Below are 22,234 nucleotides of genomic sequence, written 5' to 3' on the forward strand. Positions count from 1 at the left end.
AGGGCTAAGTTCCGGCCGTGAAACAGCGCGGCACCTGACGAGAAACACCCGCCGACCATGCTCAAGGGCATGACAGCGACCGAGACGCGGGTAGTGGTGGTGGGCGGCGGCATGGCCGGCCACCGGCTGGCCCGGCAGGTGGCCGCCCAGGGCGGACGCGAGGTGCTGCTGCTCTGCGAGGAGCCGCAGGCCCCGTACAACCGGGTGCTGCTCGCCGAGGTGCTGGCCGGGCGGTACGCGCCCGAGCTGGCCGCCCTCACCGAGCTGCCCGACCGGGTCGCCCGGCGGCACACCCGGGTGGTGCGGATCGACCGCGACCAGCACCGGGTGCTGTGCGACGACGGCTCGGCGATCGGCTACGGCGACCTGGTGCTGGCCACCGGTTCCAGCCCGGTGCTGCCCGCGCTGCGCGGTCTGTTCGACGATTCGCTCACCGGCCGGGAGCGGCACGAACTCCCCTCCGGGGTCTTCGCGTTCCGCACCCTGGCGGACTGCGCCGACATCGACGCCTACCTGCCGGACGTCCGGCAGGCGGTGGTGGTCGGCGGCGGCCTGCTCGGGGTGAGCGCCGCCCGGGCGCTGGCCGGCCGCGGCGTGCCCACGGTCCTCGCCCACCAGGGCGAGCACCTGATGGAGCGCCAGCTCGACGAGGAGGCGGCCGGGCTGCTGGCCGGCCACCTGGCCGAGCTGGGCGTCGAGGTGCACACCGAGTGCCGGGTCCGCTCGGTCCTGACCGACGGCGAGCGCCGGGTCACCGGCGTGGAACTGGCGGACGGCTTCCGGCTCGACGCGCAGCTGCTGGTGGTCGCGGTCGGGGTCCGCCCGCGCACCAACCTGGCGCAGGCCGCCGGCCTCGCGGTCCGCAAGGGCATCGTGGTCGACGACCGGCTCGCCACCTCCGACCCGCGCATCCACGCCGTCGGCGACTGCGCCGAGCACGACGGCGAGGTCTACGGCCTGGCCGGCCCGGCGATCGCCCAGGCCGACCTGCTGGCCCGGGTGCTCGGCGGCGAGGACGCCGTCTACCGCGGCAGCCGGCTGCTCACCCGGCTCACCCTGCCGCACACCGACCGGCCGCTGGACCTCGCCGCGTTCGGCGAGACCACCCCGGCCGGACCGCAGGACCGCGTGGTCCGCCTCACCGACGCCGGCCGCGGCTCCTACCGCAAGGTGATCGTCCGCCGCGACGAGCTGGGCGGTGACCGCCTCGTCGGCGGCGTCCTGCTCGGAGACCTCGACACCGTCGGGACCATCGCCGACACCTGGGAGGGCGACGAGGCCCTGTCAGCGCATCCGCTCCACCTGCTCACCACCCTGGGCACGAACTTCGGAGGGCCCTCCCAATGACTACCAGCCCGATGACCGCCACCACCAAGCCCACGCTGCTCCTGGTCGGGTACGGCATGGTCGGCCACCGCTTCCTGGAAGCCCTGGCCGACGCCGGCGCCGCCGACCGCTACCGCGTCGTCGTGCTCGCCGAGGAACCCCGGCACGCCTACGACCGGGTCGCCCTGACCTCGTACTTCTCCGGCAAGAGCGCGGACGACCTGCTGCTCGCCGAGGAGGGCTTCACCGACAAGCACGGCTACGAGGTGCACCTCAGCTCCCCCGCGGTGGCCATCGACCGGGCCGCGAAGACCGTCACCACCGGCGCCGGCCACACCGTGGCGTACGACACCCTGGTGCTGGCCACCGGCTCGTACCCGTTCGTCCCGCCGGTCGACGGCAAGGACGCCGAGGGCTGCTTCGTCTACCGGACCATCGAGGACCTGCAGGCGATCGAGACCTACGCGGCGGGTGCCAAGGTCGGCGCGGTGGTCGGCGGCGGTCTGCTCGGCCTGGAGGCGGCCGGCGCGCTCAAGGGCCTCGGCGTCCAGACCCACGTGGTCGAGTTCGCGCCCCGGCTGATGCCGGTCCAGGTCGACGACGGCGGCGGCGAGGCGCTGAAGCGCACCATCGAGGAGATGGGCGTGGTCGTGCACACCGGCGTCGGCACCAAGGCGGTCACCGTCTCCGCCGAGGGCAAGGCCGTCGGGATGGACTTCACCGACGGGTCCGCCCTGGCCACCGACATGGTGATCTTCTCCGCCGGTGTCCGCCCCCGCGACCAGCTCGCCCGGGAGAGCGGCCTGACCGTCGGCGAGCGCGGCGGCATCAGCGTCGACGAGTTCTGCCTGACCAGCGACCCGAACATCTACGCCATCGGCGAGTGCGCGCTGGCCGTCGACGGCCGGGTCTACGGCCTGGTCGCCCCCGGCTACGAGATGGCCCAGACCGTCGCCCAGCAGCTCGCCGACGTCTCCGCCAAGCCCTTCACCGGCGCCGACCTCTCCACCAAGCTCAAGCTGCTCGGCGTGGACGTGGCCAGCTTCGGCGACGCCTTCGGCAACACCCCCGGCGCGCTCGACGTGGTCTACTCCGACTCCCGCTCCGGCATCTACAAGAAGCTGGTCGTCACCCCCGAGGGCGCGCTGCTCGGCGGCATCCTGGTCGGCGACGCCGAGGCCTACGCCTCGCTGCGGCCGCTGGCCGGCACCGGCAACCCGCTGCCCGTCCCGGCCGAGTCGCTGGTCCTCCCGGCCGGCGCCGGCGCCCCCGTCTCGCTCGGCAGCTCCGCCCTCCCCGACGACGCCGTGGTCTGCAACTGCCACAACGTCACCAAGGGCGCCGTCCGCTCCGCCGTCACCGAGCACAACTGCACCACCGTGCCCGAGGTCAAGAAGTGCACCAAGGCCGGCTCCGGCTGCGGTTCCTGCATCAAGCTGCTCTCCACCATCGTCAGCGAGGAGCTGGAGGCCAGCGGCGTCGAGGTCGACAAGGGCCTGTGCCCCTGCTTCGCCCACACCCGCGCCGAGCTGTACGAGATCGTCCGGGTCAAGCGCATCGCCACCCACCGCGAGCTGCTGCGCAAGCACGGCCGGGCGCCCGAGGGCGCCGAGGGCTGCGAGGTCTGCAAGCCCACCGTCGGCTCGATCATCGCCTCGCTCGCCCCCGAGCTGGAGGCCTCCGGCCACATCCTGGACGGCGAGCAGGCCGCCCTGCAGGACACCAACGACCACTTCCTGGCCAACCTGCAGAAGAACGGCTCCTACTCGGTCGTCCCGCGCATCCCCGGCGGCGAGATCACCCCGGAGAAGCTGATCGTGATCGGCGAGGTCGCCCGCGACTTCGGCCTCTACACCAAGATCACCGGCGGCCAGCGGATCGACCTCTTCGGCGCCAGCGTCGACCAGCTCCCGCTGATCTGGACCCGCCTGGTCGAGGCCGGCTTCGAGTCCGGCCACGCCTACGGCAAGTCGCTGCGCACCGTGAAGTCCTGCGTCGGCTCGACCTGGTGCCGGTACGGCGTCCAGGACTCCGTCGCCATGGCGATCCACCTGGAGCTCCGCTACCGCGGCCTGCGCTCCCCGCACAAGCTCAAGTCCGCCGTCTCCGGCTGCGCCCGCGAGTGCGCCGAGGCCCGCGGCAAGGACTTCGGCGTCATCGCCACCTCCAACGGCTGGAACCTCTACGTCGGCGGCAACGGCGGCGCCACCCCGCGCCACGCCGACCTGCTCGCCCAGGACCTCGACGACGAGGGTCTGATCAAGCTCATCGACCGGTTCCTGATGTTCTACATCCGCACCGCCGACCGGCTGGAGCGCACCTCCACCTGGCTGGAGCGGATCGAGGGCGGCCTCGACCACGTCCGCGACGTGGTCGTCCACGACACCCTCGGCATCGCCGCCGACCTGGAGGAGCTGATGACCCACCACGTCGCGGACTACCAGGACGAATGGGCCGCCACCCTGGCCGACCCCGACCGGATGCGCCGCTTCGTCTCCTTCGTCAACGCGCCCGGCGTGCCCGACCCCAGCATCCGCTTCACCCCCGAGCGCGACCAGATCAAGCCCGACCTGGTCCTGCTCGCCACCGAGGAGGAGCTGCTCGCCGCCCTCGACCCCGACAACGCCATCCTGGAGACCCGATGACCACCGTCGCCGTACAGACCCGCGTCGAACTGCTCACCGGCCGCACCTGGACCCCCGTCTGCGACTGGGACCAGCTCGCTCCCGGCCGCGGCGTCGCCGTCCTCCTCCCGGACGGCCAGCAGGCTGCGCTCTTCCGGGACGCCAACGACCGCGTCCACGCCGTCTCCAACCGTGACCCGTTCACCGGCGCGTACGTGCTCTCCCGCGGCCTGATCGGCTCCACCGCCGACGGCCGGGTCTACGTCGCCTCGCCGCTGCTCAAGCAGCGCTTCGACCTGGTCACCGGCGAGTGCCTCGACGACGAGACCGCCCGGATCGCCGTCCACACCACCCGCCTGGCCGACCTCTGACCGGCCGACCTCTGACCGGCTGAGATCTGACCGGCTGAGATCTGACCGGCTGAGCTCCTGACGGCCCCCGAAACTCGGCAGTTGCCCGCCCTGACGCTGCCGACGGGGGCCGTCAGGCATGTCCCGCCCCTCCTGCTGACCCGGGGTCAGCGCAGGCGCGCCAGCACTGCCCCCGCCATCCCCTCCTGGCCCCTGGCGTTCGGGTGCACCGGGGCCGCGCCCGCCGCCGGCTGCGGCGGCTCGACCCAGCGCTCCGCCTCGCCCGCGCACATGTCGTGCCCCTGGGAGGCCGCCCAGGTGTCCACGTACACCGCCCCGCCGGCCGCCGCGCGGGCGCTGAGCATCGCGTTCAGCTCTCGCTCCTGCTCACCGACGAACAGCACGTCCCCCGCCGCCACGCCGTCCCCGAGCACGGCCGTGCAGCGCGCCGGATCGCCCGGCAGCAGCGCCGGGTACCCGACCACCAGCACCCGCGCCTGCGGCGCCCGCCGCCGGATCTCGCCCAGCGCGGACGCCAGCCGCTCCCCTGCCGCGTCCAGCCGCCGCTTGACCTCGCCGCGGCCCGCGCCCTCGGTGTAGTACGCCCGGCACGGCGCGTCCGACGCCGCGCGCTCCCCCAGCAGCCCGGAGCGCAGGCTCTCCACCGCGCAGCGCCCGAGGACGTCGAGGAAGCCCGCGTCGTTGCCGCCGATGCCGACCGTGACCAGCCGGGTGGCGGGCGTCAGCGCGTCCAGCTGCGGCGGGTTGGTCCCGTCGTCCGTCCGCTGGGCCGCGGTCAGGTCGGTCGTCCGGGCGCCGCTGCAGCTGACGTCCGTGAAATCCGTCACCTCCAGGCCACGCGCGACCAGCGACGGGTAGTTCACCCCGGAGCGCGCGCAGCCCGCCGGCACCCCGACCTGCGGCTGGATCCGCAGCCCCGAGGTGTACGAGTCCCCCAGCGCGACGTACGGACCCGCCGGCACGGGACTCGGACTCGCGCTCGTGCCCACCCGCGCCGCACCGGTGCTCGACACCGGCACCGGCCGCTCCGCCGGGCCGCCACCGCACCCGGTCACCAACACCCCCAGGCCCACCGCGACAGCGGCGGCCACCACCCCCGAGCGCCGCACCCTACTCGGTGTCGCGCTCGTGCTCGGCGAGGAACTCCTCGAACCGCCGGCCCAGCTCGTCCGCCGAAGGCAGGTCGACCTCCTCGGCGAGCAGGCTCTCCCGGCTGACCGCGCCGGAGACCGCGTCGTACTGGCCCTCCATGCCCTGGATCGCCGACCGCAGCTCGCCGTCGCCCTGGGCCAGCTGCTCCTCGATCTCGGCGTGCACCTCGTCCGTCCGGACCCGCAGCTCGGTGCCGGGCAGCACCAGACCGGTCGCGGACTGCACCGACTCCAGGATCACCACCGCGGCCGAGGGGTAGGCCGAGCGGGCGATGTAGTGCGGCACGTGCACGGCGAAGCCCAGCACGTCGTGCCCGGCCTCGGCCAGCCGGTACTCCACCAGCGCCTGGGCGCTGCCGGGCACCTGCGCCTGGTCGAACCACTTCGGGTGGCCGGGCGCCAGGTCGAGCCGGTTGCCGTGCGGGGTCAGACCGACCGGGCGGGTGTGCGGCACGCCCATCGGGATGCCGTGGAAGTCGACCGCGAGCCGGACCTGGAAGCGCTCGACCAGATCGGCCACGGCCGCGGCGAACAGCTCCCACTCGGTGTCCGGCTCCAGGCCGGTGAGCAGCAGGAACGGCGCGCCGACCGAGTCGTGCACCAGCTGGAGCAGGATCTCCGGCGGGTCGTAGGCCACCCAGCTCTCGCGGTCGAACGTCATCGCGGGGCGGCGGGCCCGGTAGTCGACCAGGCGGTCGTGGTCGAACCGGGCGACCACCTGCGGCGCCCCGTGTTCCAGCAGGTGGGAGACCACCTGGCCGCCGGCCTCCCCGGCGTCCATGAAGCCCTCGAAGTGGTAGAGCAGCACCAGACCGCTGCCCGCCTCGGCGGCGGCCCGCGCGGCCGCCAGCGCGGTCACGCCCTGCGGCTCCAGCTCGTACAGCTCCTTGGGATCACGCACGGTGCACCCAACCCCGTCCCGTCTCGTCGTCGTACCTGTCGTCCAGTCCAGCGTGGCGGAGGCCGCCGACATTCCCGCTGTGGTTCCGCACTCCGGTCAGAGTCTTCACCTCCCCTCGCGAATCCTCTCACTTCCGCTAAAAACCGCAGGTGGAGTGCGTGGCGCCGCGATCGGAAGGTAGGATTCCGGCCGGGATCGAACAGTCCGCGGCGTGACGCGCGGCTTCGCGCGCCCCCGATGGCGCGCCGCGAAGTGACGCATTGCCCTCGGACGGGTATCGTCCTCTCGCTGCCTCGCATCGTCGCGTCGTCGCGCCACGCCGTCTGTCACGTCGTGGGCCACGTCCCGGTCCGATGTGCGGCCAGCCACTCCTAGCGCACCTTGCCTTCACCTGGCCGCCTGCTTCGCTTCGTGATCTCGTCTCTCTCTCGGCCATCTCGCGGACGCACACTGTCCCCTCGCTCATCCCGCCGGACCGGTCCGTCGACCCGTGTCCGTCTCCGGCACCGCGCTGCCCGCTTCCGGGCCGCCGCACCCCCGCACGTCCCAGCCTCGGGCGTGACCGGGCCGGGCGGCCGTTCCGAAGCCGGGGCGAAACGACCACTGCCCTCGTGCCGCAACCCTGGTACGCGGGCCCCCGACGACCGTCGAAGGACCGAAGGATCCGTGCCCGTACCCGTCACCCTCTACGGCCGCACCGTGCGGCTGGAGCCCCTCGCCGAGCACCACGCCCCGGCCCTGGCCGAGGCAGGCGCTGAGGACCGTACGACTTACGCCTTCACCCCCGTCCCGCACGGCCTGGAAGCCGCCCGCGACTACGTCGCGCGCGCCCTGGCCGACCGAAGTGCGGGCCGGTCGCTGCCCTTCGCCATCATCAGTACCGCCGACAACCGGGTCGTCGGCTCGACCCGGTTCCTGGAACTCGACTACTGGCAGGGCCCGCTGGTCTGGCCGCCGACGCCCGGCGTCCCGCACGGCGACCCGCTGCTCGCCGTGCCGGACGCCGCCGAGATCGGCAACACCTGGCTGTCCCCGCGCGCACAGGGCACCGGCATCAACACCGAGGGCAAGCTGCTGATGCTGCGGCACGCCTTCGAGGAGTGGGGCGTGCGCCGCATCTCGCTGCGCGCCGACGCCCGGAACACCCGCTCGCGGGCCGCGATCGAGCGGCTCGGCGCCACCTCCGAAGGGGTCCGCCGGGCGCACTCGCGCGGGCTGGACGGCGTGGTCCGGTCGACCGCCTTCTACTCGATCCTGGACGAGGAGTGGCCGGCCGTCCGCGACATCATCGAGCTGCGGATCGCCGCCGCCACCTCCCCGAGCGCGCCCGACCCGGCGCCCCTCAACCAGGAGTGCCTTAGACACGGCAGCAGCCCGCTGATCCCGGCCTGAGCCTGATGCTGATCCCGGCCTGGGCCTGATGCTGGACTGGGCCCGAGCCCGATGGTGGTCCGGGCCCTGAGCCCGGCGTTCCGTCCGCCGTGCCCGTCCCTCCCGTCCCCCTGCCCGCCCGCCCCGGCTCAGTCCTCCGGGGCGTAGGGCGGGGTGGCGGTGCGGCGGCGGGCCAGCTCGCGGTCCTCCTCCGGCAGCTCGGCGATGTCCACCAGGCGGGGCAGCAGCGTGGCGTCCGTCATCAGCGCGCGGAACACCAGCGAGACGCTGACGTCGTGGTCGGGCCGGTGCACCACCTCGACCGGGTCACCGGCCCGGACCGGCCCCGGCTCGACCACCCGCAGGTACGCGCCGGGCAGCCCGCGCTCGGCGAACCGGCGGGCCCAGCGCTGCTCATCCAGCCAGCGGGCGAAGGTCGAGCACGGGATCCGCGGGCAGGTGACCTGGAGCACCAGCCGGTCGCCGATCCGCCAGCGCTCGCCGATCAGCGCGCCGTCCACGTCCAGTCCGACGGTGGTGAGGTTCTCGCCGAAGCACCCGCCCGGAAGCTCCCGGCCCAGCTCCCGCTCCCACGCGTCCAGGCTCTCCCGGGCGTACGCGTAGACCGCCTGGTCGTCGCCGCCGTGGTTGCGCGTGTCGAAGATCGCATCACCGACCAGCCCACTGTGCAGACCGGTGCCCTTCGGGCCCGGCGCCCGCACCTCCACCGGCCCGGTGGTCGGCCGCTTGTCGATGCCGGTGGTCCCGACCGCCGACTTCGCCGGGTTGGGGCGGGGGTGGGCGAGATTGACCGAGAGGATGTGTGTCATGCGCGGCAGCGTACGACCGCTCCTCCCGTACGGCGCCCGGTTTTCCGCGCGGGGCCCCGCTGCTGACCATCACTCACGACCAAGTGACGAGAAATCAGCAGGTGGTGACTGTCCAGGTGGTGACGGTCCCGGCTCGGCAGCTCACAGCTCCCGCAGGACGTCCGCGAGCAGGCGCTCGGGATCGCCGAACCGGGCCGGATGCGCCTCGTACTCCCCAGCTGCCGGCCGCCACCCGCCCCGCACCGGCTCCACCGGAACGGCGGCCAGCCGGTACCCGGTCGACCCCTCGTGCACCGACAGCACGCCCTCGGCGGTGGACAGGCGCCACCGGCCGCTCCCGCGATGCGTCCTGACGCGCTGCCAGTCCCCGTCCGTCCAGAACAGGTCCGGCGGTGTGACCGATCGGGGCCGGCAAAAGGGCTCCGACCGACCGGGCCCCGCGTCCACCACCCCTCCGGCCTCGGGGAACGCCCAGCCGGGCAGCGACTCGCGGGCGGCCGACCAGGCGGCGGGGACACCCGCCGTGCCCGTGCGGGCGGCGACGATGCCGCCGACGATCGCCGCCGTGGTGTCCACGTCCCCGCCCGCCGAGACGGTCGCCCAGATGGCCGCCGGGTAGTCGTCCAGGTGCCGGGCCGCCACCAACAGCGCGAACGGCACCGTGTCGAGCGCGCTGACCCGGCTGCCGTTGCCCAGCAACCGGGCGGCGGTGCCGGTATCGGCCACGGTGACCAGCACGGCCGCCTCCTCCACCGCCCGCCGGACCGCGCCGTCCGGGGTCAGCCCCGCCACCTCGCCCAGGAACTCCGCCGGACCGATCTGCTCCTCGCGCGAGCGAACGGCGAACGCCGCCGCGACCGCGACGGCCACTGCGCCGTCCACCGCCTGGGGATGCGTGTGCGTGATCACCGCCGTCTCGGCCGCGGGCCCCACCACCGCCGCCGGATCCCCGGCGAACGCCGCGCCCAACGGGGCCACCCGCATCGCCGCGCCGTTCCCGAACGAGCCCTGCCCGTCGAACAGCCCACCCGCCAGCTCCCGGGCGTCTCCGCCCTCCCGGATCAGCCGCAGCAGCCGGTTGGCCGCCGGACCGTACCCCCGGTCGAAGTCGTGGCGCCGGGCGAAGGCGTGCGTGAGGTCGAAGGAGTCGATCCGGCCGCGCTCGCGGAACGCCGCGTACACCGAGCAGGCCATCTCGGTGTCGTCCGTCCACGGCCACGGCCCGGGCGGGGCCTGCAGCGCCGTCAGGTACGGGCGGTTGGCCGGGACGAAGAACTGGGCGCCGAGCGCGTCGCCCACGGAGAGTCCGTGCAGCGAGTCGAACGCAGGATCGGAGACGGCGTCGGGAGTCGGGCCGGGGGTCGGGTCCGGAGTCGGGCCGGGGGTCGGGTCCGGAGTCGGGCCGGGGGTCGAGTGGGATGCGGTGCCGGGGGTCGGGTCGGAGATGGTCATCCCGCCCAGGATGGCGGCCGCCGACGACCCGGCCAACCGAATTGCGTCCGGCTCCCGGCGGCGGCCCTCAGCAGCGGGCGTCGATCTCCTGGAAGCTCGCGTAGTGGTCCGCGGTCCAGTACTGCTCGCCCGCCGTGCCGGTGACGATCCGCCGGGTGCCGCGGTCGTCCGAGCCCGGGGTGACCACGGTGTACTCGTGGTAGTAGCCGGTCCGCTCGCGCGGCAGGCGGCTCTCCCGGTTCTCGAAGACGATGCCGTCCGAGCGGTACGGGTACGGGCCGCCCTTGGCGATCAGGGTGAGGGTGTCCAGGGCCTGCGTGGGGAGCTTGGTGCGGCACACGTCGGCGAGCGCGGTGCTGCTCGGCACCCACGCGGGCGAGGCGAGGATCGTCGACGCGGGCGCCGACGGCTTGGGCCCGCCGCCGGCCGACCGGCTCGCACCGGCCTTGGGGCTCGCACCCGTGCCCGCACTCGCGCTGGTGCCGTTGCCCGGGTTGCCGCTTCCGCCGCCACTGCCGGTGCCGCTTCCGCCCGAGCCGGAACTGCCGCAGCCGCTCACCACCAGGGCGGCGGAGAGGGCGACGAGGACGGTGGCGAGGCGGGTTCGGCTGCTGTGCATGGCCCCAGCTTGCCGTCTCCCGGTTTCCCCCGTCCGGCTCACTCGCCGGTGTGACGGCCACGAGCGGGAAAACGCCGCCGGGGCGGGAACGGACGCCATTGTCCGTTCCCGCCCCGGCTGCCTACGTACGGCGGCTCTCCTGCGCCGAGCTCCGCCGTACGCCCCTCCCCAGTGGAGGGGTGCGGTCAGCGATGGGACCGCGCTGCTTCGTGTCAGCGCGAATCGCTGCCCGCCGTCTCGATGGCGGCGCGGCCTGCCTCCAGGCGCGCCACCGGGATCCGGAAGGGGGAGCAGGATACGTAGTCCAGCCCGACCTCGTGGAAGAAGTGCACCGACTCCGGGTCGCCGCCGTGCTCGCCGCAGACACCGAGCTTGAGGTCGGGGCGGGTGGCCCGGCCGGCCTCGGCGGCGTGCTTGACCAGCGAGCCGACGCCGTCGCGGTCGATGGTCTCGAACGGGCTGACGCCGAAGATGCCCTTCTCCAGGTAGGAGGTGAAGAACGAAGCCTCCACGTCGTCCCGGGAGAAGCCCCAGACGGTCTGGGTCAGGTCGTTGGTGCCGAAGGAGAAGAACTCGGCGGCCTCGGCGATCTGACCGGCGGTCACCGCGGCGCGCGGCAGCTCGATCATGGTGCCGAGCTTGATGTCCAGCTGGACGCCGGTGGAGGAGGCGACCTCGGCGAGCACGCGCTCGCACTCGTCGCGGACCAGCTCCAGCTCCTGGACGGTGCCGACCAGCGGGATCATCACCTCGGGGCGCGGGTCGCCGCCGGCCAGCTTGCGCTCGGCCGCGGCCTCGGCGATCGCCCGGACCTGCATGCCGAACAGGCCGGGGATGACCAGGCCGAGGCGGACGCCGCGCAGACCCAGCATCGGGTTCTGCTCGTGCAGCTTGTGCACGGCCTGGAGCAGGCGCAGGTCGTTCTCGTTCGGGTCCTTGCGGGCCTCGGCGAGGGCGACGCGCACCGACAGCTCGGTGATGTTCGGCAGGAACTCGTGCAGCGGCGGGTCGAGCAGGCGGACGGTGACCGGGAGTCCGTCCATCGACTGGAACAGCTCCAGGAAGTCGCCCTTCTGCAGCGGCAGGAGGGAGGAGAGCGCGGTCTCGCGGTCCTTGTCGTTGTCCGCGAGGATCAGGTGCTCGACCTCCTTGCGGCGCTCCTCACCGAGGAACATGTGCTCGGTGCGGCACAGGCCGATGCCCTGGGCGCCGTACCGGCGGGCGCGGTTCGCGTCCTCGGCGTTGTCGGCGTTGGCCCGGACGGCCATCCGACGGCGGGTGTCGGCGTGCGCCATGATCCGGTGCACGGCCTGGACCAGACCGCCCTGGACGTCGGCGCCGGCGTGCAGGGTGCCCTCGAAGTACTCGACCACCGGGGACGGCAGCACCGGGACCTCGCCCAGGTACACCCGGCCGTTGGCACCGTCGATCGAGACCACGTCGCCCTCGTGGACGACCAGGCCGTCGGAGGTGGTGAACTTGCGGTTCTTGGTGTCGACCTCGAGCTCCTCGGCACCGCAGACACAGGTCTTGCCCATGCCACGGGCGACCACGGCCGCGTGCGAGGTCTTGCCGCCGCGCGAGGTCAGGATGCCCTCGGCGGCGATCATGCCCTCGAGGTCGTCCGGGTTGGTCTCCCGGCGGACCAGGATGACCTTCTCGCCGGAGCGCGACCACTTGACCGCGGTGTACGAGTCGAAGACCACCTTGCCGACCGCGGCACCCGGGGAGGCGGCGATGCCCCACGAGATCTGCTTGGACTCGGCGTTCGGCGCGAAGCGCGGGAACATCAGCTGCGCGAGCTGACCGCCGGTCACCCGGTGCAGCGCCTCGTCCAGGTCGATCAGGCCCTGGTCGACCAGCTGGACGGCGATCCGGAAGGCGGCGGCGGCGGTGCGCTTGCCCACGCGGGTCTGCAGCATCCAGAGCTTGCCGCGCTCGATGGTGAACTCGATGTCGCAGAGGTCGCGGTAGTGCGTCTCCAGCGTGTGCATGATCGACATCAGCTCGTCGTACGACTTCTTGTCGAGCTGCTCGAGGTCGGCCAGCTGCAGGGTGTTGCGGATGCCGGCGACGACGTCCTCGCCCTGCGCGTTGGCGAGGTAGTCGCCGTAGACGCCCTGGGTACCGGTGGAGGGGTCGCGGGTGAAGGCGACACCGGTGCCCGAGTCCTCGCCGAGGTTGCCGAAGACCATGGTGCAGATGTTGACCGCGGTGCCCAGGTCGTTCGGGATGCGCTCCTGGCGGCGGTACAGCCGGGCGCGGTCGCCGTTCCACGAGTGGAAGACCGCGTAGATCGCGAGGTCGAGCTGCTCGCGCGGCTCCTGCGGGAAGGCTCGGCCGGTCTCCCGGAGCACGATCGCCTTGAAGGTCTCCACCAGGGCCTTGAGGTCCTCGGCGGTCAGGTCGAGGTCGTTGACCGTGCCCTTGGCGTGCTTGGCCTCTTCGAGGGCCTCCTCGAACAGCTCACCGTCCACGCCCAGCACGGTCTTGCCGAACATCTGGACCAGACGGCGGTAGGAGTCCCACGCGAAGCGCTCGTTGCCGGACTGGGCGGCGAGCCCGGTCACCGAGACATCGGAGAGGCCGATGTTGAGGACGGTGTCCATCATGCCGGGCATCGAGAACTTCGCACCCGACCGGACCGAGACCAGCAGCGGGTTGTCCGACTGGCCCAGCTTCTTGCCCATCTCCTGCTCGAGGGCGGCGAGGTGGCCGCTGATCTCCTCGTGCAGGGAGGTCGGCTCACTGCCGGTCTCCAGGAAGACCTTGCAGGCCTCGGTGGTGATGGTGAACCCCGGAGGGACGGGGAGACCCAGGTTGGTCATCTCGGCGAGGTTCGCACCCTTGCCGCCGAGAAGATCCTTCAGGTCCTTGTTTCCTTCGGTGAAGGAGTAAACAAACTTCTGCTTCGCCGCCACGGGTCGTTCTCCTCGCACACGGTTGCCCTGACGCCGGAGAACATACCCATTTCGAAGGCCGTGTAGGGGGACCAATGTCACGTACGAGCCTCGGAGCGGGCACCGACCCGACAGATCGAATGCCTGTCAGGGCGTTTACCTCTGTTGCCGAAATCGTCCGGCTGACGCTAGGGATCGTTCAAGTAGTGAACGCATCGAAACTCGAAGATCACATGAGTCGGACGCAGAGTAGCGGCCGGTCGACCGCCACGTTTCCCCGGCTTGATTTCCTGCAGTCAGCTGCAGCGATCCGCCCCGGCAAGCCTTCGGGAAGCGATCCCGACTTGTACACCTTGGCGAACACCACTGACTGACCGTCAATCGCAACGATATGTGGCAAGCGTCACGAGTGCATCTCAGCGTCTCGACGTAGCCCGGATCCGCCAATCGTTGCATTGGGCGATGACAGGGGCGCGCAGCGTGAGCAAAATCTGCCGAAAAGGAGCCCTCTTGGCCAGATCGGCAAAGAGGGCTGGGCCGAGAAGGCGAGACCCCGGAAGGGGCCTATTTTGCCTCTTCGTCCTTGTCATCCACCAGATGTGTCCGATTCGGCATCTTCGCCCGGCCGGGCGCAGTCGTACGGATCGTCCAACCAGCCCTCGGGCAGGACCACCCGGTTGTTGCCGCTCGTCCGGCCGCGGGGACCGTCCGCCCCCACCGGCCAGGACTGCTCCTGGTCGACCTCGGCCAGCGTCCCCGCCAGCTCCGCCAGCGTCGAGGAGTTGGCGAGTCGCACCCGCAGCTCGGAACCGACCGAGAAACCCTTGGTGTACCAGGCCACGTGCTTGCGGAAGTCGATCACGCCCCGCGCCTCGTCGCCCAGCCACTCCCCCAGCAACTGCGCGTGCCGCACCATCGCCGACGCCACGTAGCCGAAGGTCGGACGGGCGTAGTCCACCTCGCCCTCGAAGATCGAGACCAGGTCCTTGAACAGCCACGGCCGGCCCAGGCAGCCACGGCCCACCACCACGCCGTCGCAGCCGGTCTCGCGCATCATCCGCAGCGCGTCGTCCGCCGACCAGATGTCACCGTTGCCCAGCACCGGGATCTCCGCCGGGACCGACTCCCGCAGCCGGGCGATCGCCGACCAGTCCGCCGTACCGCCGTAGTGCTGCGCCGCCGTCCGCCCGTGCAGCGCGATCGCCGAGACCCCCTCCTCGGCGCCGATCCGCCCGGCGTCCAGGAAGGTGAGGTGGTCGTCGTCGATGCCCTTGCGCATCTTCATGGTGACCGGCAGGTCACCCGCGTTGGACACTGCCTCCCGCAGGATCTCGCGCAGCAGGTTCCGCTTGTACGGCAGCGCCGAGCCGCCGCCCTTGCGGGTCACCTTCGGCACCGGGCAGCCGAAGTTCAGGTCGATGTGATCGGCCAGGCCCTCCGAGGAGATCATCCGGGCCGCCTTGCCCACCGTCTCCGGGTCCACCCCGTACAGCTGGATCGAACGCGGCTTCTCGCTCGCGTCGAACTTGATCAGCTGCATGGTCTTGGCGTTCCGCTCCACCAGCGCCCGAGTGGTGATCATCTCGGAGACGTACAGCCCCTTGCCGCCGCTCTGCTCGCGGCAGAGCGTACGGAACGGCGCGTTGGTGATGCCCGCCATCGGCGCGAGCACCACCGGCGGCCACACCTCCAGCGGGCCGATGTGCAGCGGTGAAAACTCGCCGTCGGCGGGGGCACCGGTGGGCGTGTGGTCGGAGGCGCCGGCGGGCTTCTCGGCGGGGGCGCCGGTGAGCCCGTCGGTGGGGGTGCCGGTGGGGGTGCCGGTGGGGTTGCCGGTGGAGGCGCCCGCGGGCGTGTCGGTGGAGGTGGGGACCGGGGTGATCTCGGTGGGAGTGGCGGTCATGCTCGGCGGATCCTCAAGGGTCGGGTCCCAACGGCGGAATTCGGGACGTTCCATTGTCCCCCACCTGGCGGAGTGGCCGGGGGCGCGCGGACGCCGGGGGCCTCGGGGGCCTCGACTTCGTGCGGGCCAGGCGATTGTCGGGCCGGTCAGTGGGTGGGGGCGGGTGCCTTCCCTCTGGTGATGTTGATGGGTGCCGTGGCGGTGGAAAGGTCGAGGAGTCGTGGTGCGGTGGCGTCCTCGATGCCTCGGGCGACGGCGAGGCGGCCGTCGATGGTGAGGAAGTCGATCCGGTACCCGGCGCCGTCGTCCGGGAGGCCGACGATCAGGGGGCCCGACGCAAGCCGTGCCTTCACCGCCTCCGGCGGGCGGGCGAAGTCCAGGACGGACTGGCCGGAGTCGGCCGCCAGCTCCACGGTCGGCGAGGAGAGCCCCTTGCCGTCGATCTGTCCGGAGTCGGTCTTCACCCAGAGCCGACCTGCCAGGTCGCGCAGCTCCAGCCGACCCTCCTCGGTCGAGGCGTGGACCTCGCCCGAGACGCCGTGTATCGCCGCTCGCCCCGAGCGGGTCGCCACCCGGAGCGCGGTCGACGCGGGCACGGTGATGTCGACCGTGGCGGCGCAGCCCAGGACGGCCGTGCCGCGCGGGCAGTCGACGCTGACCTTCAGCGTGTCACCCGTCACCTCCTGGGAGACGGTCGGCCGCCCCAGCACCCAACCCACCAGATCGTTCACCACGACCCGGCCGTCGTCGCCGGCGCTGACGGTCACGTCCGCCGCGCCGCCGTCCACCTCCACCGTGTGGATCGGCTCGGAGTAGGACTGCCGGTGGCGCTCCTCCTGCTGGGCGAGCTGGGACCAGGCCAGCGTCGCACCGGCGAGGACGGCGACTGCCAGCACCAGCCCGGCGACCAGGCGCCAGCCTCGCGCCGCGGTGAGGGGCTGGGCGGCTTCGGGCCCGGTGGAGGCGGTGCGCACGGTGCGCCCGGCGGTCGCGGGGCCGGTCGCAGGGCCGGTGCCGATGCCGGTGCCGGTGCTGGTGCCAGTGCCGGTGCCGCCGGAGGTGGTCGCGCTGGTGGCGGCAGCTCCGGTGGTGGTCGTGGCGTGCTCGGGGGGCGTCATGGGCTCACCTCCAGGTAGCGGAGCACGGCCAGGACCCGGCGGTGGGTGGCGTCGGCGGGGGGCAGGTCGAGCTTGGTGAAGATGGAGTTGATGTGCTTGGCGACGGCGCTGTCGCTGATCACCAGGGCCTCGGCGATCGCGGTGTTGGAGCGTCCCTCGGCCATCAGGGTGAGGACCTCCCGCTCGCGTGGGGTGAGCCTGCGCAGCGGGTCGTTGTCCTTGCGGAGCAGCAGTTGGGCGACCACCTCGGGGTCGAGCGCGGTGCCTCCGTCGGCGACCCGTTGGAGCGCGTCGACGAAGTCGTCCACATTGGCCACCCGCTGCTTGAGGAGGTAGCCCACCCCGCTGGTGTTGGTGGAGAGCAGGTCGGCGGCGTAGCGCTCCTCGACGAACTGGGAGAGCAGCAGCACGGCCACCTCCGGCCACTGCCGGCGGATCATCAGCGCGGCCCGGACTCCCTCGTCGGTGAAGCCGGGTGGCATCCGGACATCGACCACGACCACCTGCGGACGATGCTCCTCCACCGCTGCGAGCAGGGTCTCGGCGTCGCCGACGGCAGCCGGGACCTCGAAGCCCACCGTCTCGAGGACTTTGACCAGGCCGACTCTCAGCAGGACCGAGTCCTCCGCGATCACAGCTCGCACGGCAGCTCCATGGTGATGGTGGTCGGGCCCCCGCGGGGGCTGGTGAGGGTGAAGGTGCCGTCGACGGATGCGGCCCGTTGCCGCAGGCCGTGCAGCCCGCTGCCGCGGCTGGCGTCGGCGCCGCCGACTCCGTCGTCGGTGATGGTGATGTGCAGTCGGTCGGCTGTCTGGCGGAGGGTGAGGTCGACCCTGGAGGCCTTGGCGTGCTTGGCAGCGTTGGTGAGTGCCTCGGAGACGGTGAAGTAGGCGACGGCTTCCACCGTGGGCGCGACCCGGTGGGGCAGGTCGACGGTGAGTCGGACGGGGACGGGGCTGCGGGCGGCGATGCCGGACAGGGCGGCGTCGAGGCCGCGGTCTTCCAGGACCACCGGGTGGAGACCGCGGACCAGGTCGCGCAGCTCCTCGATCGCTGCCTGCGCCTCCTGGTGGGCCTCGACGATGACCTGCATGGCCTCCGGGGGTATGTCGTGCAGGACGCGTCGGGCGAGCCCGAGATTCATCGCGAGGGAGACCAGGCGTTGTTGGGCACCGTCGTGGAGGTCGCGCTCGATCCGGCGGCGCTCGGCGTCGGCGGCGTCGACCACGCCTGCACGGCTCTCCGCCAGGTCCTCGACCCGGCGGGCGAGGAGGTCGGCGCGGTTGGGACCGAGCAGCGCCGACGCCGTGCGGATCTCGGCCCGGGCCAGCCCGTCGAGCAGCCACGGCAGGAGGGCCAGGACGAGCAGGCCGGTGAGGGTGATCCACAGGTCGGTGGTGCTCCACCCGGGGCCGGCCCGGAAAGGACCGCCGAAGGGGATCAGCCAGGCCCAGGCGTACACGCTCGCCATCAGCAGGCCGGCGCCCCACAGGGAGAGCGCGGCGGCGGCGAGCACGGCGTGCAGTGGCGCGACCACCAGGTGGTGGACGACCTGGCGCCAGGTGAGCCCGGCCTTGATCCGGGCGCTCCACCCGGCACCGGCGGGCAGTCGGCCGGGGACGGAGACACCGCGCAGGGCGCGCAGCCGGCTGCGCTGTGCGGTGGTGAGGAGATCGGAACCGACCACGGAGAGTGGGATCAGGAACCACAGGTTCTTCAGGTCGGACAGGGCGAGGAGGCAGGGCAGGCCGAGCGGGACTCCTGCCGCGAGGAACAGTGAATCCCGCCGTGCCGCGGCCGACCACGGAGCGCGCAGGGCGCTCCGGATCGGCTGAGGGCGAGGGCTGGATTTGAACATGGCGCTCAGCGTAGGCGGCGGCTGATCATGGCTGCCATGGCGCGAGCTGCCGTCTTTGGGGTGTAGCTAGGTACACCCCAAAGACGGAAGTGTGGACTAACGACACCGCTCCGGCGGATGGCGAGTCTTGACGGCATGACGAAGACGAACATCACGTACATGCTGCACGGCGGCCTGACTGCCTTTCACACCGGGCGGCACGACCTCTCGCACGGCCGACCGGAGGGGAGTCGGCCCGCCGAAGGCTCTGGCACCGTCGAGGGGATCGGAGCGGACGGCACCGGGCTTCCGCTCGGGCGCAGGGTGGAGTGGGTCGATCCCGGCCCTCCCGACGGGCCGTGGGCGGTACGGGTGCTGTCCGGTGGTGGCCGCCGGGCCGCGATGGAGATCCACGAGCTCGGTGAGCTTCGCGATGTGGTCGTGGAGTCGGCGCTGACCGTCGGCTTACTGCGCGGCGCACAACGGATCGACCGGCGAAGGTGGTGGACCTTCAGCCGCCTGCACGGCACTCCCGGTCCTGGCGACGGATGCTCGGCGCTGGGCGACGGGCCCTCCGGTCGGAGCGGCACCGCTCCGGCACCGGCCACCATCGCCTGGGGTCGGCTCCCCGAGTCCGGCATGCCCCCGCTGGTCACCTTCCTCAACCGTGTCCGGGGCGGTCGCCGTTGTGCCGGCCAGGTCGTCCCCGTCGCCGAGCGGTTCTGGATCGCTTACGCCGAAGGCGCGTTCACCACGGTGCGGGCGGAGACCGCCGGCGGCGACTGGGCCGAGGTGCGGGCCGGTCGCACCCCGGCAGCCGGCCGGTCCACCACGGACGACGTCCGGTCCGCAGCGACGGGCGCCGGTGATGCGTCATGAGTGCGGTCCTGGCGGTCCGGCCGACGGTCGGCAGCATCAGGCAAGTACGCGCGTTCACGCCTCGCGCCGCGTCCCGGGTGCTGGTCTGGTGCGGGCTCGCCCTGGTCCCCTGGGCCGCCCTGCTGGCCACCCTGCCGGGCGGCCGGGGGTGGGCCGTCCTCGACCTGGCCGAGGCGGCTTCCCTGATCATTGGCGGCATCCGGCTTCACCAGGGGCAGGGCGCACACCGGTTCGCGGTGGCACTGGCCGCGGCACTGCTGCTGGGCGACGCCTGCTGCGATCTGGCCACCGCCGCGCCGGGCTCGGAGCTGGCCGCGGCGCTGCTGATGGCCGGCTGCGCCGAGGTGCCGCTCGCCGTCCTGTGCGGGAGGCTGGCGCTCGCCCGGCTGACACCGGCTCCCGCACCGCCACGCACTCCCGCGCCCTCACCACCCCGCGCGCCCGCGGGTCCCCGTCGCGAGACCCAGGCGCGGCGCACGGCGCTGCCGTCCGACCCCGCCTCCCGGGGAAGGGCCGTGCCCGGATCTCCGCAGGTCGCCGCCGGATATTCGCAGGCCAATCGTCAGTGGTCGATGACACCATGGCGGTATGACCACTTCCCCTGCCCAGGAGCCGACCGACACCCGGTCCCGCGAGGAGCTCACCGAGCTTGTGTCCCGCGGTGCCCGGCCCAAGTACCTACTGTTCTGGGGACACCGGCCCGAGCGGGACGGCCGGATCGGGACGGGTTCACTCAGCCAGTGGTGGCCGTCGCCGTTCACCGTCGACGGAGTCACGTACGCGACGGCCGAGCACTGGATGATGGCGGGGAAGGCCAGGCTGTTCGGCGACGAGCAGATCGTGCCGCGCATCCTCCAGGCGCGGACACCGGCGGAGGCCAAGAAGCTGGGCCGGCTGGTGAGCGGATTCAACGAGGAGCGCTGGGCCGCCGAGCGCTTCGGTCTGGTCGTCGATGGCAACGTGGCCAAGTTCGGCCAGGACGACGCACTGCGCTCCTACCTGCTCGGTACCGGGCACCGGGTGCTGGTCGAAGCGAGTCCGCTCGACCGGGTCTGGGGCATCGGTCTCGCGGCGGACAACCAGCAGGCGACCAGGCCTGCCGAGTGGCGCGGTCTGAATCTGCTGGGCTTCGCCCTGATGGAGGCTCGTGCCCGGCTCTCCACCGGCAGCTGAGCGTTTCTCCACTCCTGCCCGCTTCGTCCGTAACTTCCGTGTGTCGCAAGGCAATCGAAGTGGATATCGCAAAGCTTCGGACTCACTCCCGTAACGTTCTCGCCGTATCGCGACGAAAGGATGACCCGCAGTCGATGGCGGGAGCTGGTGGGAGGCTCCCGGCCGAGAGATCGGGGCGGGATCACCATGACGCTGCAGGAGCTGGAGCCAACGTCGGCCGAGGTCCAGTCGCTACGGGCGGAGTTGGACGAGCTGCTCAGAGCACGGCAGTTCGCGGCACAACGCGAGCGCCGACTCACCGAGGCCCTGCGCTCGGCCGGCGCCCCGGCCGGGGACCGCCGCCAGCACGGCGACCTTCAGCGCCAGCTCGCCCAGGCACAGCACCTGCGCGAGGGGCTCGGCGCCCGGTGCCTGGAACTGAGTGACCGTCTCATCGCCATGGAGGACAGCCTTCTCGTCCAGCAGCGCTACTCCGGCAGCGGCCGGTCCGCCGCGGAGGCGGACCACCGACCGCCGACGTCAACAACGCCGCCCACTCCGCCACAGCCCTCGGCCACCCTGCCCCCGAAGCTCTCGGAGGCAGCACCTGCCGCCGAGCTTTCCGGGCACCCTCACCGGGGAATCCCCGCAGCAAAGGCCACCACCGCACCGACCCGGCCACCGGCAGCACCCAGCCGCCCGACGGCGACGGCCGCATCGGCCGGACCCGCCGCACCGTCCACCGGAATCAATCGCCCCCGGAACGCCGCGCCCTCGTCCGCTCCGCCCCTCGCTCCCCCCATCACCCCGGATTCGGCGGACGCGCACCAGCAGCGGCCCCAACCCGCGCGACACCGCACCGTCGTCGAGCTCGGCGCACTGGCGAAGCGCATCACCGACCTGCACCTGCAGGGCGCAGTCCGGGACTCGGCGGCGATCGTCGCGCAGGCGGCGGTATCGCTCGTCCCCGCCGACGTCGCCCGACTGGTCGGCCTCCTGCGGGACGGCGGTCCGACCGGGGCCGCCGGATACCTGGCCCGGGCCACCTCCTACGGGCCACCCGAGCAGACGGCAAGGACACTGGCGGAGCTACGCACCACCGGGCTGGTCGAGGAGGCCGCCGAGCTCTTCCACACGCTCTGGTCGGTACCGGTCAGCGCGCTGCCCGCGATGCTGGCGGCGCTCGAGCAGGCAGGGCAGTCGGCGGACGGGCACACACTGCTCTGGGAGTGGGCGTCCGCGCCACCGGCCGAACTGGCCGAGCTCGCAGCCCGCTTGCGGGAGGCAGGGAGGGCCGACGATGTCAGCAACCTCCTGCGGCAGGCGGTAGGCCGGCCGATGGGCGACGCGGCGGCGGTGGCCCTGGCGCTGGATCCCGCGCTCGCGGTCGGCCTGGTCGGCGAGGTGGTTCGGCTCCGGTCGGCCGGCGACCTGGGCGAGTTCGCGGCAGCGGTCCATGGGCAGCCGGTCCTCTACGAGGCGCTGCTCGGCGCCGTGTCGGGGCTGGACGAGAGCCGCGCCCGCAGCGCCTTCGCCTCGCTCCGCTCGGCCGGCCTCCCGACCGAGCCTCCCCGCACCCGAGGCCGCGGCCGCATCCGCCGCTGACCCCGGCCGGTCCGAGCCACCGCCCGAGCTACCACCCGAGCCACCACCCGGGCGAACCCCGCCAAGACCTTCGACGTCCACTCCGACCGACCCTCGCGTCCACCCCAAAATGCCCCGGCGCCCAGCCCGACCGCCCTGACACCCGAACACCAACGCCCCACCCCAACCACCCCCCAACGACAACGGCTCCCCACC

At 72.6% G+C, this 22,234-nt stretch carries 17 protein-coding genes; 7 read left to right on the plus strand and 10 right to left on the minus strand.

Features of this window, described 5'->3' with window-relative positions; all coding sequences use genetic code 11:
• Positions 1-69 precede the first annotated feature (69 nt).
• The 3 genes from ACGFX4_RS17390 to nirD are packed head-to-tail and all read left to right on the plus strand — an operon-like array spanning position 70 to position 4,321.
• Entirely contained in the window at positions 70-1,347 is a 1,278-nt protein-coding gene (locus ACGFX4_RS17390; RefSeq protein WP_393074603.1) for an NAD(P)/FAD-dependent oxidoreductase, read from the plus strand.
• The gene (nirB, locus tag ACGFX4_RS17395; protein WP_393074606.1) at positions 1,344-3,971 is read left to right on the plus strand and encodes a nitrite reductase large subunit NirB; all 2,628 of its coding nucleotides are present in this window, start codon (positions 1,344-1,346) and stop codon (positions 3,969-3,971) included. Before ACGFX4_RS17390 ends, nirB begins: the two co-directional genes overlap by 4 nt.
• The gene (gene nirD / locus ACGFX4_RS17400) at positions 3,968-4,321 is read left to right on the plus strand and encodes a nitrite reductase small subunit NirD (RefSeq protein ID WP_393074609.1); all 354 of its coding nucleotides are present in this window, start codon (positions 3,968-3,970) and stop codon (positions 4,319-4,321) included. The genes nirB and nirD overlap by 4 nt, the downstream gene beginning before the upstream one ends.
• A 146-nt stretch (positions 4,322-4,467) precedes the next feature.
• Here nirD and ACGFX4_RS17405 read toward each other — a convergent pair whose 3' ends face one another.
• Both ACGFX4_RS17405 and ACGFX4_RS17410 read right to left on the minus strand, forming a co-directional pair.
• Positions 4,468-5,283 carry an SGNH/GDSL hydrolase family protein gene (locus ACGFX4_RS17405; protein ID WP_393074611.1) on the minus strand — a complete coding sequence of 272 codons (816 nt, stop codon included), beginning with the start codon at positions 5,281-5,283 and terminating at the stop codon, positions 4,468-4,470.
• A gap of 148 nt (positions 5,284-5,431) precedes the next feature.
• Positions 5,432-6,373 carry a PAC2 family protein gene (locus tag ACGFX4_RS17410; protein WP_393074614.1) on the minus strand — a complete coding sequence of 314 codons (942 nt, stop codon included), beginning with the start codon at positions 6,371-6,373 and terminating at the stop codon, positions 5,432-5,434.
• A gap of 666 nt (positions 6,374-7,039) precedes the next feature.
• On the opposite strand from ACGFX4_RS17410, the gene ACGFX4_RS17415 reads away from it, so the two are divergent.
• A complete protein-coding gene (locus tag ACGFX4_RS17415; RefSeq protein WP_393074616.1) occupies positions 7,040-7,765 on the plus strand; it encodes a GNAT family N-acetyltransferase in 726 nt (241 codons plus the stop codon).
• A gap of 128 nt (positions 7,766-7,893) precedes the next feature.
• On the opposite strand, the gene ACGFX4_RS17420 is transcribed toward ACGFX4_RS17415, so the two are convergent.
• From ACGFX4_RS17420 to ACGFX4_RS17455, 8 genes are all read right to left on the minus strand, one after another.
• Positions 7,894-8,574 (minus strand): MOSC domain-containing protein, encoded by a 681-nt coding sequence (locus tag ACGFX4_RS17420; protein ID WP_393074619.1) that lies wholly within the window; start codon positions 8,572-8,574, stop codon positions 7,894-7,896.
• Between the two features lie 141 nt (positions 8,575-8,715).
• Positions 8,716-10,026, minus strand: coding sequence for an ADP-ribosylglycohydrolase family protein (locus ACGFX4_RS17425; protein ID WP_393074622.1), 1,311 nt, complete (start codon positions 10,024-10,026; stop codon positions 8,716-8,718).
• Between the two features lie 67 nt (positions 10,027-10,093).
• Positions 10,094-10,645 (minus strand): ribonuclease, encoded by a 552-nt coding sequence (locus tag ACGFX4_RS17430; RefSeq protein WP_393074624.1) that lies wholly within the window; start codon positions 10,643-10,645, stop codon positions 10,094-10,096.
• A 212-nt stretch (positions 10,646-10,857) separates the two neighbouring features.
• The gene (ppdK, locus tag ACGFX4_RS17435) at positions 10,858-13,566 is read right to left on the minus strand and encodes a pyruvate, phosphate dikinase (protein ID WP_393074626.1); all 2,709 of its coding nucleotides are present in this window, start codon (positions 13,564-13,566) and stop codon (positions 10,858-10,860) included.
• 565 nt (positions 13,567-14,131) lie between these two features.
• On the minus strand, positions 14,132-15,205 hold the full coding sequence (gene dusB, locus ACGFX4_RS17440) for a tRNA dihydrouridine synthase DusB (RefSeq protein WP_393074855.1): 1,074 nt from the start codon (positions 15,203-15,205) through the stop codon (positions 14,132-14,134).
• Between the two features lie 389 nt (positions 15,206-15,594).
• On the minus strand, positions 15,595-16,566 hold the full coding sequence (locus ACGFX4_RS17445) for a hypothetical protein (protein WP_393074629.1): 972 nt from the start codon (positions 16,564-16,566) through the stop codon (positions 15,595-15,597).
• Positions 16,563-17,210: a response regulator transcription factor gene (locus ACGFX4_RS17450; RefSeq protein WP_345696965.1), complete on the minus strand. Its 648-nt coding sequence runs from the start codon at positions 17,208-17,210 to the stop codon at positions 16,563-16,565. The genes ACGFX4_RS17445 and ACGFX4_RS17450 overlap by 4 nt, the downstream gene beginning before the upstream one ends.
• The gene (locus ACGFX4_RS17455) at positions 17,198-18,424 is read right to left on the minus strand and encodes a sensor histidine kinase (protein ID WP_393074632.1); all 1,227 of its coding nucleotides are present in this window, start codon (positions 18,422-18,424) and stop codon (positions 17,198-17,200) included. Before ACGFX4_RS17455 ends, ACGFX4_RS17450 begins: the two co-directional genes overlap by 13 nt.
• Before the next feature lie 135 nt (positions 18,425-18,559).
• Between ACGFX4_RS17455 and ACGFX4_RS17460 the strand changes: the two genes are divergently transcribed.
• The 3 genes from ACGFX4_RS17460 to ACGFX4_RS17470 all read left to right on the plus strand — a co-directional run bounded on the left by ACGFX4_RS17460 (position 18,560) and on the right by ACGFX4_RS17470 (position 22,039).
• A complete protein-coding gene (locus tag ACGFX4_RS17460) occupies positions 18,560-19,282 on the plus strand; it encodes a hypothetical protein (RefSeq protein ID WP_393074635.1) in 723 nt (240 codons plus the stop codon).
• Between the two features lie 588 nt (positions 19,283-19,870).
• Complete coding sequence (locus ACGFX4_RS17465) at positions 19,871-20,455, plus strand: NADAR family protein (protein ID WP_393074637.1); 585 nt, start codon at positions 19,871-19,873, stop codon at positions 20,453-20,455.
• A gap of 186 nt (positions 20,456-20,641) precedes the next feature.
• Positions 20,642-22,039 carry a hypothetical protein gene (locus ACGFX4_RS17470; RefSeq protein ID WP_393074640.1) on the plus strand — a complete coding sequence of 466 codons (1,398 nt, stop codon included), beginning with the start codon at positions 20,642-20,644 and terminating at the stop codon, positions 22,037-22,039.
• Positions 22,040-22,234: the final 195 nt, after the last annotated feature.

Source organism: Kitasatospora sp. NPDC048365, assembly GCF_043200835.1.
GTDB lineage: Bacteria > Actinomycetota > Actinomycetes > Streptomycetales > Streptomycetaceae > Kitasatospora > Kitasatospora terrestris.